The sequence below is a fragment of the Streptomyces sp. Tek67B01 genome (genome assembly GCF_055231995.1).
Genome location: NZ_JBUYUY010000001.1, coordinates 6,031,358 through 6,046,680, shown reverse-complemented (window position 1 = coordinate 6,046,680; position 15,323 = coordinate 6,031,358). Strand labels below are relative to the sequence as shown.

Sequence of the window (15,323 nt, the reverse complement as noted above, 5' to 3'; positions counted from 1 at the left end):
TGCATATATCTGTCGCTCAATGCGGTGAACTCTGCTACGGAAGAGCGTATTTGGACGGCAGACTGGTGCGAGGTGTGCCGGTGGAAGGAGAGCGGGTATGCAGCACGGTCCCGCGGTACGCCGCCGCAAGCTGGGCGAGGAATTGCGTGCGCTCCGTGACCGTACCGGCCTCACCAGTGGTGAGGCCGCCCGGTTGGTGGGATGGCACCAGTCGAAAATCAGCCGCATCGAAACGGGTCGAAGTGGCGTGAAAACGGAGGACATCCGGCTCCTGCTCGATGCCTACGGGGACCTGGTGAGCCCCCAGCAGCGAGCCCTGCTGGAGGCCCTGGGCGCCTCGGCCGCGGGCCCGGGGCCCGGGCCCGGGGGCGACCGCGCGCCGGGCCGCCAGTGGTGGCACGACTACCGGGGGCTGCTGCCCCAGGAGTACCGGGACTTCATCAGCCTGGAGGCGGGGGCCCGCTCCGCCCGGACCGTCGAACTCTCGGTGGTCCCCGGCCTGTTGCAGACGCCCGGGTACGCGCGGGCCGTGACCCGGGCCGCGTTGGGCGGGCTGCCGGAGCCGAAGGTGGACGCGCTGGTCGAGGTGCGCCTGGCACGCCAGTCGGTGCTGCGGGCCGACCCCCCGCTCGAACTGAGCGCGGTGCTGGACGAGGCGGTCCTGCGCCGGCAGATCGGCGGGCCCGGGGTGATGCGGGAACAGTTGCTGCACCTGGTGGAGGTGGCACGGCTGCCCCAAGTGCGGCTACAGGTACTGCCGTTCAGCGTGGGGGGGCATCTCGGCCTGACCGGACCGTTCGTAATTTTCTCATTTCCGAACATCGCCGATCTGGATGTGGTGGTACTCGACCATTTGACGAGTAGCCTCTACCTGGAGCGGAAGGAAGACCTTGAGGCGTACAGCGCCGCGTTCCGCACCATCCAGGCGCACGCCCTCCCGCCCCATGACTCGTCGGACCTGATCAGCTCTATCGCTGACGACGCGTAAGGAGGCACCCCCGTGTCCGCAACCCCCTTATCCACCCGCGGACTTCTGATCGGCGCGCGGTGGCGGCGGAGCAGCCGCAGCACCGGAATGAACAACTGCGTGGAAGCGGCCGTCCTCAGTGGTGGCCTCCTGGCCGTTCGCGACTCCAAGCGGACGGAGGGCCCGGCCGTGCTCTTCACCGGTCCCGCCTGGGACGGCTTCCTCACCTCGGTCCGGGCGGACGCCCCGGCGTGACGTTCAGCCGTCCGTGGCTCCGGCGGGAGCGGTACGCAAGATCACCGCGACGGCCCGACTGATCTCGTCCCCCGTGAGATCGGCCCGGGCGGTCAGCCGCAACCGGGAGATGCCGTCCGGGACCGACGGCGGCCGGAAGCACCCCACGGACAGACCTGCCTCGCGGCAGTCGGCGGCCCAGCGCAGTGCCGCCGAAGCCGACGGGGCCCGTACCGACACCACGGCCGCGTCCGGCCGGGCCGAGGTCAGGCCGGACGCGGTGAGCCGCCCGTACAGCAGGGCGGCCACCTCCCGCGCCCGCGCGGCGCGTTCCGGTTCCCGCCCGAGCAGGCGCAGGCCGGCGAGCGCCGCCCCCGTTGCGGCGGGGGCGAGCCCCGTGTCGAAGATGAAAGTGCGGGCCGTGTTGACCAGGTGCCGTATCACCTTGGCCGGCCCGAGTACGGCGCCCCCCTGACTGCCCAGGGACTTCGACAGGGTCATCGTCGCGACCACTCCGGGCCCGCCCGCGAGCCCGGCCGCGTGCAGCGCGCCCCGGCCGCCCTCGCCCAGGACGCCGAGCCCGTGGGCGTCGTCCACCACCAGGGCTGCCCCCTCCTCGCGGCAGGCGGCGGCGTAGGCGGCGAGCGGGGCGGCGTCCCCGTCGACGGAGAAGACCGAGTCGCTGACCAACAGGGACCGGCCCTCGTGCCCGGCGAGCGTCTTGCGCGCCGTGTCCGCGTCGCCGTGCGGGATCACGGCGACATCGGCGCGCGCGAGCCGGCAGCCGTCGACGATCGAGGCATGGTTCCCCGCGTCCGACACGACGAGCGTGCCGCGGTCGCTCAGCGCGGTGACGGCGGCGAGATTGGCCGCGTACCCGGACGAAAGAACCAAAGCCGCCTCGAAGCCGCAGAACGCCGCGAGTTCGCGCTCCAGCGTGGCATGCAGTTCGGTGGTGCCGGTGACCAGGCGGGAGCCGGTGGCTCCACCGCCCCAGCGCTCGGCCGCCCGCTGCGCTCCGGCGACGACCTCGGGGTGCCGGGACAGTCCGAGGTAGTCGTTGCTCGCGAGGTCCAGCAGCGGTGAGGAGGCCGGGCGCGGACGCAGCGTCCGGACGAGCCCGGCCCGCTCGCGCGCCCGGTGCGCTTCGTCGATCCAGGCGAAGACGTCCGGGGGCTCGGGGGGGTGCTGGAGCATCGGTGGGGTCCTCGCGTTTTGTCGGCTGTCCACAGGCCTGCTAGACCTTAGCCCGCCGGGACGCGAGCGCCGGGTGTGGCGATACACACACTGTGTTCGGGCGATGTTGTGCGTTCCCTCCTTGGCCGTGAGCGGTCGTGTGGGACAGGATCGGGCGCATGGACCTGCTGAACACCCTGGTGGAAAAGGGGCTGCGGCGCGAGCTGCCGACCCGCGAAGAGGCACTCGCCGTACTGGCGACTTCCGACGACGAACTGCTCGACGTGGTGGCCGCGGCCGGCAAGGTGCGCCGCCAGTGGTTCGGGCGGCGAGTCAAGCTGAACTACCTGGTCAACCTGAAGTCGGGACTGTGCCCGGAGGACTGCTCGTACTGTTCCCAGCGCCTGGGGTCGAAGGCCGAGATCCTCAAGTACACCTGGTTGAAGCCCGAGGAGGCCTCGCAGGCCGCCGCCGCCGGTGTCGCCGGCGGCGCCAAGCGCGTCTGCCTCGTGGCGAGCGGACGCGGTCCGACGGACCGTGACGTGGAGCGGGTCGGCAAGACGATCGAGGCGATCAAGGAGCAGAACGAGGGCGTCGAGGTCTGCGCCTGCCTCGGCCTGCTCTCCGAGGGCCAGGCGGAGCGCCTCAAGGACGCGGGCGCCGACGCCTACAACCACAACCTCAACACGTCCGAGGCGACGTACGGTCAGATCACCAAGACGCACACCTACGCGGACCGGGTCGACACCGTACAAAAGGCGCACGCGGCTGGGCTGTCCGCGTGCTCCGGCCTGATCGCGGGCATGGGCGAGAGCGACGAGGACCTCGTCGACGTCGTCTACTCGCTGCGCGAACTGGACCCCGACTCGGTGCCCGTCAACTTCCTGATCCCCTTCGAGGGCACCCCGCTCGCCAAGGAGTGGAACCTCACCCCGCAGCGCTGCCTGCGCATCCTGGCGATGACGCGCTTCGTCTGCCCCGACGTCGAGGTCCGCCTCGCGGGCGGCCGCGAGGTGCACCTGCGCAGCATGCAGCCGCTCGCCCTGCACCTGGTGAACTCGATCTTCCTCGGCGACTACCTGACGAGTGAGGGCCAGGCCGGCCAGGCCGACCTCGACATGATCGCGGACGCCGGTTTCGAGGTGGAGGGCGCCGGTTCGACGACCCTTCCGGCGCACCGCTCGGAGCGGGCGGCTGCCGGCGGCTGCGGCTCGCACGGCGCGGCCGGCCCGGTCTGCGGATCGGCGGCCTCCGGCGACTCCGCCGACGCCTCCGGCTGTGGTTCCGCCTGCGGCGGCTGCTCGGGTCACTCGGACCCCTCCGCGCACTCAGTCCCCGAGGAGGCTCCCGTGCGCGTCCAGGCGGAAGCCGGAGAGGTGCGCTCGGACCTGGTCGCGGTACGCCGCCGCGGCGCGGGGACGGATCTCGCCCCCAATGCCTGATCAGCACGGATCGTCGGCCGCCGCCCTGCTGGCGTTGGACCGGCAGCACGTCTGGCACCCGTACGGCCCGATGCCCGGGCGACAGGAGCCGTTGGTCGTCTCCTGCGCCGCGGGTGTCCGGCTGCGGCTGGCCACCCCGGCCGGCGGTCGGGAGGAGCTGGTCGACGGCATGTCCTCCTGGTGGGCGGCCATCCACGGCTACAACCACCCGGTGCTGAACGAGGCCGTCACCGCCCAACTGGGCCGGATGTCGCACGTGATGTTCGGCGGGCTCACCCACGAGCCCGCCGTCCGGCTGGCCGCGAAGCTGGTCGAGATCACCCCCGCCGGTCTGGAGCACGTGTTCCTCGCCGACTCGGGTTCGGTCTCGGTCGAGGTCGCGGTGAAGATGTGCCTCCAGTACTGGCGCTCCCTCGGCCGTCCCGGCAAGACCCGGCTGTTGACCTGGCGCGGCGGCTACCACGGGGACACCTGGCAGCCGATGTCGGTCTGCGACCCCGAGGGCGGGATGCACGAGCTGTGGTCGGGGCAGCTGCCCCGGCAGGTGTTCGCCGACGCGCCGCCCGGCGGCTTCGACACGCCGCCGGACCCCGCGTACACCGCGCACCTGCGCTCCCTGGTCGCCGCGCACGCGCACGAGCTGGCCGCCGTGATCGTGGAACCGGTGGTGCAGGGCGCGGGCGGCATGCGCTTCCACAACCCCGGCTACCTGCGTGTGCTGCGGGAGCTGTGCGACGAGTACGACGTCCTCCTCGTCCTGGACGAGATCGCGACGGGCTTCGGCCGCACCGGCGCCCTGTTCGCCGCCGACCACGCGGGGATCACCCCCGACGTGATGTGCCTGGGGAAGGCGCTGACCGGCGGCTACCTCACCCTGGCGGCCACGCTGTGCACGGCGGGGGTGGCCGACGGGATCTCGCGCGGGGAGGTGCCGGTCCTGGCCCACGGGCCGACCTTCATGGGCAACCCGCTGGCCACGGCGGTCGCGCTGGCCTCCGTCGAACTGCTGCTGAGCCAGGACTGGGCGGTGGCGGTCAAGCGGATCGAGGCCGGTCTGCGGGAGGGGCTGGCCCCCGCCGCGGCCCTGCCCGGGGTGAAGGACGTACGGGTGCTGGGCGCGATCGGCGTCGTCCAGCTCGACCACGAGGTCGACGTGGCCGCCGCGACGCGGGCGGCGGTGCGCGAGGGCGTCTGGCTGCGCCCGTTCCGCGACCTGATCTACACGATGCCGCCGTTCGTGACGGGTGACGAGGATGTGGCCCGCATCTGTCGTGCCGTCCGCGCGGCCGCCCAGGAGGGGTGACATGACGATCCTCTTCGTATCCGGTACGGGCACGGAGATCGGCAAGACGGTGGTGACCTCCGCGGTCGCCGCCGCGGCGGTGGCCGCCGGCCGGTCGGTGGCGGTGCTCAAGCCCGCCCAGACGGGTGTCGGGCCGCACGAGCCGGGTGACGCGGCGGAGGTCGGCCGGCTCGCGGGCCCGTCCGTCACGGCGCGGGAACTGGCGCGCTACCCGGAGCCGTTGGCCCCGGACACGGCGGCCCGCCGTTCGGGCCTGCCGACCCTCTCGCCGGCCGATGTCGCCGAGGCGGCGCGGAAGCTGGCGGCCTCGCACGACCTGGTCCTCGTGGAGGGCGCCGGCGGTCTGCTGGTCCGCTTCGACGAGGCGGGGCACACGCTGGCCGACGCGGCGCGGCTGCTCGACGCGCCGGTCCTGATCGTCGCCCCCGCGGCCCTGGGCACGCTCAACTCCGTGGCCCTGACGGCGGAGGCACTGGCGGCGCGGGAGCTGACCTCGCCGGGCGTGGTGATCGGCAGCTGGCCGGCCTCCCCCGACCTGGCGTCGCGCTGCAACCTGGCGGACCTCCCGAAGGTGTCGGGCCTGCCGCTGCTCGGCTCGGTCCCGCAGGGCTGTGGCGCGCTGACGCCCGCCGCGTTCCGGGCCGCGGCCCCGACGTGGCTCGCCCCGGCCCTGCACGGCGACTGGTCGGCGCGCTCCTTCACGGCCGCCTGGCCGGCCTGAGCCTCACGCCCGGGCCGGTCCCGCCCCTGATCCGTGGCGCGGACCGGCCGGGCGCGGGACCGGCACGGGCGCGGGACCGGCCGCTCTCGCCACGACGGCCCGCGCCGTCTCCCGGCTCAGTGACCGTCTCCCGGCTCAGTGACCGCCGCGGGGCTCGTGACAGCCACCCTCCGGGTACACGCCGTGGGCCTCGACCTTCACCGGGGTTCCCAGGTACCCCGTCACACACGGCCCGCTCTCCGGGACCGACAGCACGAACGTCAGGTCCTGCGGCCCCGACCCGTACACGTCACCGCTCTCGACCCGGTAGCCCAGCCCCGTCAGCAGGACGCGGAGCTCCTGCGTGGTGCGGGGCGTCCCCTTGCCGTCGGAACCGCCCAGCGCCGCCTTGATCCGCGCGGCGTGCGCGTCGCCCCGGCACCGGGCGGCCGGGGTGAGCCGGGCCTGCGTCTTGTACCCGTGGTTCTCGACGTACCTGCGCGCCGCCGGGTCCGTCGGCAGTTCGGCCGGGGTGCTCGCCTCGGTCGGGACCGTCTCGGCCTTGCCCGCGCACCGCGCGGCGACCTCGGGGAAGAGCTTGTCGTGGCGTTCCACGGCGGCCGCGGCCCGCGCCGCGTAGTCGACGCTCGGCGCCGCGGAAGGATCGGCGGAAAGGGCGGCGGAAGGGGCGGCCGACGCTGCCGCCGGCCCTGCGCCCGGGGCTACTGTGGTTCCACAGGCGGTCAGCGCGAGCAGTCCCGCCGCGAGCAGCACGGTACGGGCCGGGTCGGTGCGGAACGTCACGGCGTCTCCAGGTCCTGGGGCGGCCCTTCACACAAGGGCCGGATCGTCCGATTATCCGCACGGTTCGCCCGGGGGTCCTGAGTACGCGTACTCACCTCACACGGCCTCAACTCCCCCGCTGCGGCGGCCGGTAGCTCGTACCACCGGTGGCCCCACCGGTTTCGGGGGCCGCCCGGACGGGGAACAGCCCGGCAGGGCAACCGCACCCGTCGAACCCGCCCGGAGGCCCGTCATGCCCGCTTCACCTCTCGGTTCGAATCCCGTCCACCACCCCCTCTTCGCCCGGTTCTACGCCCGCGTCAGCCCCACAGCCGACACGCGGGGCGGTATCGCCGCCGTCCGGCACGAGCTCCTGCACGGGGTGTCCGGTCGCGTCATCGAGATCGGGGCGGGCAACGGACTGAACTTCGCCCATTACCCTCGCGCCGTCTCCGAGGTCGTCGCCGTCGAACCGGAGCGCGTCCTGCGCCGGCGCGCGGCCGCGGCGGCGCTGCGCGCCGAGGTCCCGGTGGATCTGGTGCCCGGGATCGCGGAGGCCCTCCCGGTCAAGAGCGAGGCCTTCGACGCCGCCGTCGCCTCCCTCGTGCTGTGCACCGTACGGAGCCTTCCGCGGGCCCTCTCCGAGCTCTACCGCGTACTGCGCCCGGACGGCGAGCTGCGCTTCTTCGAGCACGGTCTGGCGCCGGGGCCGGGCATGGCCGCCGTCCAGCGCACGCTGGACCGGACCGTCTGGCCCCGCCTGTTCGGCAACTGCCACACCGCGCGCGACCCTCTCGCCTCGATCGAGGCCGCCGGTTTCCGGATCGTCTCGCAAAAAACGTTCCGCCTGCCCGAGCGGGGGCCGGCGCTGCCGACCTCGTACTGCGTCCTGGGCACGGCCCGCCGGGGCGTCGACTGAGCCGCCCCGACCGACGGACCGCCGGTCGGTCAGTCGACGTCACCCCTTGAGCGGCTTGACCCAGCGCGTCCAGTGGTCCTGCGGGTGGTAGCCGCCCGCCCGCCGGGCCGCGTGCGCCGGCGTGTTCCGGTCGAGCACCATCGCGACGGCGCGCCGGCCCCCGAGCCGGTAGAGGTGGCAGCGCCGGCCGTCGAACCCGGCGATCACCGTGGCGACGAGTTCCCCGTCCCGACGGGCGAGCAGCAGGGCGTACGGGTCGCGGGCGTGTAGTCGCTCGACGCCCGGCAGGTCGTCGCTGACGCTCGCGCCCTCGGCGACGGTCTTCCGGAAGGCCAACACGGCGCTGAGATCGGCGGCCGACGCGGCGGCGATGCGAAGATCACTCATACGGTGATCCCGCCATCCGGTGATCGGGCGGGCGAAACCACATCCCCTCCCCTTTGCCCGTCCTTTACCATGTCAGGAACGTCCTCCCGACCGAAAGGTGTGAGCGTCCGCCCATGGGCGAGCCTCCCAGTACCCGCAGCCGATCCGCGCCGGCGCGACGTCGCGCGATACCCCTCCTCCTGACCGATCATGGGACGGAGGTGACCGACCGATGACCGAAGTGCTCCTGCTCGTCCTGGCGCTGCTGCTCTGCCTCGCCTGCGGGGTGTTCGTCGCGGCCGAGTTCTCCCTGACGACCATCGAGCGCGGCGAGCTCGAAGACGCCGTCGAGCGCGGCGAGCGGGGGGCCGAGAGCGCCCTGGCCGCCGTCCGCAGCCTGACGTTCCAGCTCTCCGGCGCACAGCTCGGCATCACCGTGACGGGCCTGGTCATCGGCATGATCTCCAAGCCCTCGATCGCCGCGCTGCTCAAGGGCCCGTTCCAGGCCGCGGGTCTGTCGGCCGGCGCCGCCTCGTCCACCGCCCTGGTGGTCGCCACCGTCCTTTCCACGGTGGTGCTGATGGTGGTCGGCGAGCTGGTCCCCAAGAACTGGGCGATCTCCTCCCCCCTCACCATCGCCAAGCGCGTGGCCACCCCGCAGCGGGTGTTCAGCCGGGCGTTCAGGCCCTTGATCAGCCAGCTCAACAGGACGGCGAACCACATGGTCCGCCGGTTCGGCATGGAGCCGGCGGAGGAACTGGCCTCGGCGCGCAGCCCGCAGGAGCTGGTCGCCCTCGCCCGGCACTCCGCGAAGGCGGGGGCCCTGGAGAAGGACACCGCCGAGCTGTTCGTGCGGACCCTGAACCTGGCCGATCTGACCGCCGAGAACGTCATGACGCCGCGGGTCCAGGTCACCGCCCTCGACGTGCAGACCACCGCGGAGGACGTGGCGAACGCGACGCTGGCGACGGGCCTGTCCCGTTTCCCGGTCTACCGGGGCAGCCTCGACAGCGTCGTGGGCACGGTGCACATCAAGGACGTCCTGGCGCTGGCCGCCGAGGAGCGGCACGGCTATCCGGTGTCGCAGTTGCTGCGCGAACCCCTGCTGGTGCCCGAGTCGCTCACGGTGGACCGACTGCTGGACCGGCTCTCCGGCAAGCAGACGATGGCCGTGGTGATCGACGAATACGGCGGCACGGCCGGTGTGGCCACGCTGGAGGACATCGTCGAGGAGGTGGTGGGCGAGGTCCGGGACGAACACGACCCGCACGAGACTCCGGACCTGGCCCCGGCCGGTTCGGACGATCAAGGCCGCCCGCTCTACTCGGCCGACGGCGCCGCGCGCACCGATCAGCTGCGCAGGATCGGCCTGCGGGTGCCGGACGGCCCGTACGAGACGCTGGCGGGCTTGCTGGCGACCGAGCTGGGCCGCATCCCCGAGGTCGGGGACCGCCTGGAGCTGGACGGCTGGCGGCTGGACGTGGTGGACGCGAGTGGACGCAGGGCGGCCCGCGTACTGCTGCGCCGGCCCGCCGACGACGAGGGTGCGGGGGACGCGCGATGACCGTGGTCCAATTGCTGATCGGCCTGGCGACCCTGGTCGTCAACGCCTTCTTCGTCGGTGCGGAGTTCGCGTTGATCTCCGTCCGACGCAGCCAGATCGAGCCGTACGCCGAACAGGGCGACCGGCGGGGCCGCGCGGTGCTGTGGGGCCTCGAGCACGTGTCGGCACTGATGGCGGCGGCGCAGTTGGGCATCACCCTGTGCACCCTGGTGCTGGGCGTGGTCGCGGAGCCCGCCATCGCCCACCTGCTGGCCCCCGTGTTCGACTTCCTCGGCGTGCCGAGCGGGCTGACGCACGTCATCTCCTTCGTGATCGCGCTGGCCCTGGCGACCTACATGCACATGCTCTTCGGAGAGATGCTGCCGAAGAACGTGGCGCTGTCGGAGCCGGTCCGGACGGCGCTGTTGCTGGGGCCGCCGCTCGTGACCCTGACCCGGGCGCTGAAGCCGGCGATCTTCGCGATCAACGCGTTCGCGGGCCTCCTCCTGCGCCTGCTGGGCGTGGACGCCAAGGACGAGGTCGCGGCGACGTTCTCGGACGACGAACTGGCCCGGATGGTCAAGGACTCCAGTGCCGCGGGGCTCATCGACAACCGGGCGAGCGCGCGGCTGCACGACGCCCTGGAACTCGGCCGACGGCCGGTCACCGATGTGGTGCTGTCCGCGGACCGGGTGGTCCCGGCGCGCGAGGACATCACCCCGGCGGGGCTGGAGCGACTCGCCGCCACGTCCGGGTACTCCCGGTTCCCGGTGATCGACGCGCAGCACCGGATCCGCGGCTACCTGCACGTCAAGGACGCGCTCGACGCGGACGTGACCCAGCGGGACCGGCCCTTCCCGGCCTCCGCGCTGCGCCCGATCGCGCAGGTCCGGGCACAGACCCCGCTGGACGACGTACTGACCGCCATGCGGCGCAGCCGTACGCACCTGGCCGCCGTACAGGGGGCGGACGGCGCGATGACGGGGTTGGTGACGATGGAGGACGTCCTGCGCGAACTCTTCGGCAGACCGGCCGCCACCTAGTCGGTCCCTTCGGGGCGTGCCCTACAGGATCGGCCCTGGTGCGCGGCCGTGCGCGTGCGGCCTACCGCGCGGTAGCATCGCTGCGCCATGGAGATGAATGCGTCATACACCAGTTTCGTCGCGGTCGGCGACTCCTTCACCGAGGGAATGTCCGATCTACTCCCGGACGGCTCCTACCGGGGCTGGGCCGATCTGCTGGCCGCGCGGCTCGCGGCGCGGGAGCCGGGCTTCCGCTACGCGAACCTCGCGGTGCGCGGGAAGCTGATCGGGCAGATAGCGCGGGACCAGGCGCCCGTGGCCGCCGAGATGGGCGCCGATGTGGTGACCCTGGTCGGCGGCTTGAACGACGCGCTGCGGCCGAAGGTCGACATGGGCCGGGTGCGCGGGCACCTGGAGGAGGCCGTGGGGCTCTTGGCCCCGACCTGCGGGACGCTGGTCCTGATGCGCTCCCCCGGCCGTGACGGGCCGGTGATGGAACGTTTCCGCCCGCGGATGGAGGAGCTCTTCGCGATCCTGGAGGAGCTGGCCGACCGGCACGGCGCGCTCCTCGTGGACCTGTACGGGGCCCCGGCGCTCGGGGACCCGCGACTGTGGGACGTGGACCGGCTGCACCTGACCGCCGAAGGGCACCGGCGCGTGGCGGAGGCGGTCTGGCAGGCTCTGGGCCTGCCCGCGGAGGAGGACTGGCGGGCCCCGCTGCCCCCCGGGGCAGCCCCGGGCTGGTCCGTCCGCCGGACCGAGGACCTCCGCTTCGCCCGGCGGCATCTGCTGCCCTGGATCGGCCGCCGGATCACGGGGCGCTCCTCCGGCGACGGCCGCGCGGCGAAGCGCTCGGAGCTGCTCCCGTACGAGGCCCGCGAGCCCGACCGGCTCTCGTAGCAAGGCACAATCCAGGGCGGGTCCCCCACCTGCGTAAACGCACAGCGGCGGCCCAAGTAGAATCCCTACACGTGACAGCCAAGCCCCGCATCCCCAATGTCCTGGCCGGCCGCTACGCCTCCGCGGAGCTCGCCGTCCTGTGGTCCCCCGAGTACAAGGTGACGCTGGAGCGGCGGCTGTGGCTCGCCGTGCTGCGCGCCCAGAAGGACCTCGGCATCGAGGTTCCGGACGCCGCCCTCGCCGACTACGAGCGCGTCCTGGACACCGTCGACCTCGCCTCCATCGCCGAGCGCGAGAAGGTCACCCGGCACGACGTGAAGGCCCGTATCGAGGAGTTCAACGCCCTCGCCGGCCACGAGCACGTCCACAAGGGCATGACCTCGCGCGACCTCACCGAGAACGTCGAGCAGCTCCAGATCCGGCTCTCCCTGGAACTGGCCCGGGACCGCACGGTCGCCGTCCTCGCCCGTCTCGGCAAGCTGGCCGGCGAGCACGCCGAGCTGGTCATGGCCGGCCGCTCCCACAACGTCGCCGCGCAGGCCACCACCTTGGGCAAGCGCTTCGCCACCGCCGCCGACGAACTCCTGGTCGCCTACGACCGCCTGGAGAACCTGCTGGCGCGTTACCCGCTGCGCGGGATCAAGGGCCCGGTCGGCACCGCCCAGGACATGCTCGACCTGCTGGGCGGCGACGCCGCGAAGCTCGCCGACCTGGAGCAGCGGATCGCGGCCCACCTCGGCTTCGCCCAGGCCTTCACCTCCGTCGGCCAGGTCTACCCGCGCTCGCTCGACTACGACGTGGTCACCGCGCTGGTGCAGCTGGCCGCCGCCCCGTCCTCGATCGCCAAGACGATCCGCCTGATGGCCGGCCACGAGCTGGTCACCGAGGGCTTCAAGCCCGGCCAGGTCGGTTCGTCCGCGATGCCGCACAAGATGAACACCCGCTCCTGCGAGCGTGTGAACGGCCTCATGGTCATCCTGCGCGGCTACGCCTCGATGACCGGCGAGCTGGCCGGCGACCAGTGGAACGAGGGTGACGTCTCCTGCTCCGTGGTCCGCCGCGTGGCCCTGCCCGACGCGTTCTTCGCCTTCGACGGTCTGCTGGAGACCTTCCTGACCGTCCTCGACGAGTTCGGCGCCTTCCCGGCGGTCGTGGCGCGCGAGCTGGACCGCTACCTGCCCTTCCTCGCCACCACCAAGGTGCTGATGGGCGCGGTACGGGCCGGGGTAGGCCGGGAGGCCGCCCACGAGGTCATCAAGGAGCACGCGGTGGCCTGCGCTCTCGCCATGCGCGAGCAGGGCGCCGAGCGCAACGAACTCCTCGACAAGCTGGCCGCCGACGAGCGGATGCCGCTGGACCGGGCCCAGCTCGACGCCCTGATGGCCGACAAGCTGTCCTTCACGGGCGCCGCCGGCGACCAGGTCGCCACGGTGGTCTCCCGCATCGAGGAGATCGCCAAGCAGCACCCGGAGGCCGCCGGGTACGCGCCGGGGTCGATCCTCTGACCCCCGACGAGCTGAACGCCGCCCGCGACCGCGTCGTCCCCGACGTGGTCGCGGGCGGCTTGCGCGTACTCTTCTGCGGAATCAATCCCGGTCTGCTCTCCGCCGCGACGGGCCACCATTTCGCCCGCCCCGGCAACCGTTTCTGGCCGGTCCTGCACCTGTCCGGTTTCACACCGCGCCGGTTGGCCCCGGCGGAGCAGGAGGAGTTGCTGTCCTACGGCCTCGGGATCACCAACGTCGTGGCCCGCGCCTCGGCGCGCGCCGACGAACTGAGCGCCGAGGAGTACCGGGAGGGCGGCCGTCTCCTGACGGCCAAGGTGGAACTCCTGCGCCCACGGTGGCTGGCCGTGGTCGGCGTCACCGCGTACCGCATAGCCTTCCAGGAGCCCAAGGCCAAGATCGGTCCCCAGGAGCGCACCATCGGTTCCACCCGCGTCTGGGCCCTTCCCAACCCCAGTGGTCTCAACGCCCACTGGACAGCAGCGTCCATGGCCGAGGAATACGCCCGCCTCCGCGTCGCCGCCGAGGAGACCGACCGGGCCCCGTAGGCCTCGGCACCCGTCGAGCACGGACGGGGACGGAACGCGGACGGGGCTGGGACGGGGGCGGGACGGGGGCGACCACGGCCGCGGCGGGGCTACGGCGGGTCGATCACGGTGACCGCGGCCATCAGCCGGTACGGGTCCTGCGACTCCCGGTGGGCCACACAGGCCACGAGCCACCGGTCCTCGGCCCGCCACAGGTGCACGTGGTCGGTGCTGTTGCCGAGCTCCCCCCACGGCTCGGGTATCTCCTCCCCGTCGAGCCCCCGGTGCAGCGTCCCTTCGAGGCTGAAGACCTGCGGCTCTCCCCACCTGTCGGTGAGCGCCTGCTCCAGCGCCCCGTACTCGGCACTGATCTGGTCGACCGCCTCGATCCGCCCCGAGCCGTCGTCCTCCCAGAAGTCCCGGGTCTCCACGAGTTGGACCAGGTGGTATCCGGGCCCACTGCCCTGCCGGCCGGACCGGACGGGCTCCGAGGGGAACACCTGCGCCCGGAGCCGGTCGATCGTGTCGAGATGCTCTGCCGTGGTCATGTCGCCAGTATCCCGGCGGGCACTGACAATTGGCCCGGCGTCACGTCGCCCGGCGCGGCACCGCGGACCGTCCCCGCGCCCACGCGGCGTTCCGGTCCGCGGTCGCCCCGCCGCCCCGTGAGGACGGCGCCCGTCCGGCCGATGGGGGGCCGCTTCTCGCCGCAGGTCCGGGTGCGCAGTACGATCCGGCTGACAGGGCCGCTAGCTGGGAGGACACACGTTGGGGCAGCTGACCGGCGGAGATCCCTCTCTGCTCCGGCGCATCAATTCGGCCGTGGTGCTGCGCGCCCTGCGGGCGGCCGGATCCGCGACCCTCACCGACCTCACCCGGGTCACCGGCCTGTCGCGGCCGACCGTGGAGGGAGTCGTCGAAGGGCTGATGGGGGCCGGGCTCGTCGTCGCGGCCGACGCCGAGGAAGGTGCGCGGCGCCAGGGCCGACCGGCCAGGAGGTTCCGTTTCAGGGCCGAGGCGGGTCATCTGCTGGGCATCGAGATCGGCTCCCACAGGGTCGCCGTCCTGCTGTCCGGGTTGGACGGGCGGGTGATCGGCGCGGGCACCAAGGACGTCGCCGAGACGGCTTCGTCCGACGAGCGGTTGGAGCGGGTCCGCGCGGCGGTGGCCGACTTGCTGAGGCGCGCCGGCATACCCCGTGACTCGCTGCGGGCCGTGGGCGTGGGCAGCCCGGGCATCGTGGAGGCGGACGGCACGGTCCGCCTCGGGACGGCGCTGCCGGGCTGGACGGGGCTGCCGCTCGGCGACCGCCTGCGGCGCTCGTTCCGCTGTCCGGTGCTGGTGGAGAACGACGCCAACGCGGCGGCGGTCGCCGAGCACTGGAAGGGCGCGGCACGCGACACCGACGACATGGTATTCGTGATGGCGGGCCTCAGCCCCGGGGCGGGCTCGCTCATCGGCGGCCGGTTGCACCGAGGGTTCGGCGGAGCGGCGGGCGAGATCGGCGCCCTTCACCTGCTGGGGCGCGAGGTCACACCGGAGAGGTTGCTGTCCACCACCAGTGAGCCGCTGCACCCGCTGGACGAGCCGGCGGTCGCGGAGGTCTTCGCGATGGCCCGGCGCGGGGACGCGCGTGCGGTGGCGGCCGTGGAGCGCTTCTTGCAACGGCTGGTCCACGACGTGGCGGCGTTGGTCCTGGCGATGGACCCCGAGCTGGTGGTGGTCGGCGGCTGGGCGGCCGGCCTGGACGGGGTGCTCGGACCGCTGCGCCGCGAACTGGAGCGGTACTGCCTGCGCCCGCCGAAGGTGGAGCTGTCGCTGCTCGGTGAGGCGGCGGTGGCCACGGGGGCGCTGCGGCTCGCGCTGGACCACGTGGAGGAAGAGCTGTTCGCGGTGGAGAAGACGGTGACGGCCCGCCGGCGCTGGTAGCGGCCCG

Annotated in this window: 16 protein-coding genes; 12 read left to right on the top strand and 4 right to left on the bottom strand. The window is 73.0% G+C overall.

Annotated elements, in window-relative coordinates:
- Positions 1–97 precede the first annotated feature (97 nt).
- The gene (locus ACV7NM_RS27270; protein WP_463412745.1) at positions 98–988 is read left to right on the top strand and encodes a helix-turn-helix domain-containing protein; all 891 of its coding nucleotides are present in this window, start codon (positions 98–100) and stop codon (positions 986–988) included.
- Between the two features lie 12 nt (positions 989–1,000).
- Positions 1,001–1,222 carry a DUF397 domain-containing protein gene (locus ACV7NM_RS27265; RefSeq protein WP_463412744.1) on the top strand — a complete coding sequence of 74 codons (222 nt, stop codon included), beginning with the start codon at positions 1,001–1,003 and terminating at the stop codon, positions 1,220–1,222.
- A gap of 3 nt (positions 1,223–1,225) precedes the next feature.
- On the opposite strand, the gene ACV7NM_RS27260 is transcribed toward ACV7NM_RS27265, so the two are convergent.
- Positions 1,226–2,398, bottom strand: coding sequence for an 8-amino-7-oxononanoate synthase (locus ACV7NM_RS27260; RefSeq protein ID WP_463412743.1), 1,173 nt, complete (start codon positions 2,396–2,398; stop codon positions 1,226–1,228).
- A 158-nt stretch (positions 2,399–2,556) separates the two neighbouring features.
- Here ACV7NM_RS27260 and bioB point away from each other — a divergent pair, with 158 nt between their 5' ends.
- Genes bioB through bioD form a run of 3 tightly spaced genes read left to right on the top strand, consistent with a single transcriptional unit; the run spans position 2,557 to position 5,843 of the window.
- Positions 2,557–3,819: a biotin synthase BioB gene (gene bioB / locus ACV7NM_RS27255; protein WP_463412742.1), complete on the top strand. Its 1,263-nt coding sequence runs from the start codon at positions 2,557–2,559 to the stop codon at positions 3,817–3,819.
- Complete coding sequence (locus tag ACV7NM_RS27250; protein ID WP_463412741.1) at positions 3,812–5,122, top strand: adenosylmethionine--8-amino-7-oxononanoate transaminase; 1,311 nt, start codon at positions 3,812–3,814, stop codon at positions 5,120–5,122. Before bioB ends, ACV7NM_RS27250 begins: the two co-directional genes overlap by 8 nt.
- A 1-nt stretch (position 5,123) precedes the next feature.
- Positions 5,124–5,843, top strand: coding sequence for a dethiobiotin synthase (gene bioD / locus ACV7NM_RS27245; protein ID WP_463412740.1), 720 nt, complete (start codon positions 5,124–5,126; stop codon positions 5,841–5,843).
- Between the two features lie 135 nt (positions 5,844–5,978).
- Here bioD and ACV7NM_RS27240 read toward each other — a convergent pair whose 3' ends face one another.
- The gene (locus ACV7NM_RS27240) at positions 5,979–6,626 is read right to left on the bottom strand and encodes a hypothetical protein (protein ID WP_463412739.1); all 648 of its coding nucleotides are present in this window, start codon (positions 6,624–6,626) and stop codon (positions 5,979–5,981) included.
- 232 nt (positions 6,627–6,858) lie between these two features.
- On the opposite strand from ACV7NM_RS27240, the gene ACV7NM_RS27235 reads away from it, so the two are divergent.
- Positions 6,859–7,524 (top strand): class I SAM-dependent methyltransferase, encoded by a 666-nt coding sequence (locus ACV7NM_RS27235; RefSeq protein WP_463412738.1) that lies wholly within the window; start codon positions 6,859–6,861, stop codon positions 7,522–7,524.
- Positions 7,525–7,563: 39 nt separating this feature from the next.
- Here ACV7NM_RS27235 and ACV7NM_RS27230 read toward each other — a convergent pair whose 3' ends face one another.
- Positions 7,564–7,911 (bottom strand): GNAT family N-acetyltransferase, encoded by a 348-nt coding sequence (locus ACV7NM_RS27230; protein WP_463412737.1) that lies wholly within the window; start codon positions 7,909–7,911, stop codon positions 7,564–7,566.
- A 211-nt stretch (positions 7,912–8,122) separates the two neighbouring features.
- Here ACV7NM_RS27230 and ACV7NM_RS27225 point away from each other — a divergent pair, with 211 nt between their 5' ends.
- From ACV7NM_RS27225 to mug, 5 genes are all read left to right on the top strand, one after another.
- Entirely contained in the window at positions 8,123–9,454 is a 1,332-nt protein-coding gene (locus ACV7NM_RS27225; RefSeq protein ID WP_463412736.1) for a hemolysin family protein, read from the top strand.
- On the top strand, positions 9,451–10,476 hold the full coding sequence (locus ACV7NM_RS27220; RefSeq protein WP_463412735.1) for a hemolysin family protein: 1,026 nt from the start codon (positions 9,451–9,453) through the stop codon (positions 10,474–10,476). The genes ACV7NM_RS27225 and ACV7NM_RS27220 overlap by 4 nt, the downstream gene beginning before the upstream one ends.
- A gap of 87 nt (positions 10,477–10,563) precedes the next feature.
- A complete protein-coding gene (locus tag ACV7NM_RS27215; RefSeq protein WP_463412734.1) occupies positions 10,564–11,355 on the top strand; it encodes an SGNH/GDSL hydrolase family protein in 792 nt (263 codons plus the stop codon).
- 71 nt (positions 11,356–11,426) lie between these two features.
- Positions 11,427–12,860 (top strand): adenylosuccinate lyase, encoded by a 1,434-nt coding sequence (gene purB / locus ACV7NM_RS27210; protein WP_463412733.1) that lies wholly within the window; start codon positions 11,427–11,429, stop codon positions 12,858–12,860.
- Positions 12,857–13,408, top strand: a complete 552-nt coding sequence (mug, locus tag ACV7NM_RS27205) for a G/U mismatch-specific DNA glycosylase (RefSeq protein WP_463414089.1) — start codon at positions 12,857–12,859, stop codon at positions 13,406–13,408. Before purB ends, mug begins: the two co-directional genes overlap by 4 nt.
- A gap of 89 nt (positions 13,409–13,497) precedes the next feature.
- On the opposite strand, the gene ACV7NM_RS27200 is transcribed toward mug, so the two are convergent.
- Positions 13,498–13,935, bottom strand: coding sequence for a hypothetical protein (locus ACV7NM_RS27200; RefSeq protein ID WP_463412732.1), 438 nt, complete (start codon positions 13,933–13,935; stop codon positions 13,498–13,500).
- Between the two features lie 220 nt (positions 13,936–14,155).
- On the opposite strand from ACV7NM_RS27200, the gene ACV7NM_RS27195 reads away from it, so the two are divergent.
- A complete protein-coding gene (locus ACV7NM_RS27195; protein WP_463412731.1) occupies positions 14,156–15,316 on the top strand; it encodes an ROK family transcriptional regulator in 1,161 nt (386 codons plus the stop codon).
- The last annotated feature ends 7 nt before the right edge of the window (positions 15,317–15,323 follow it).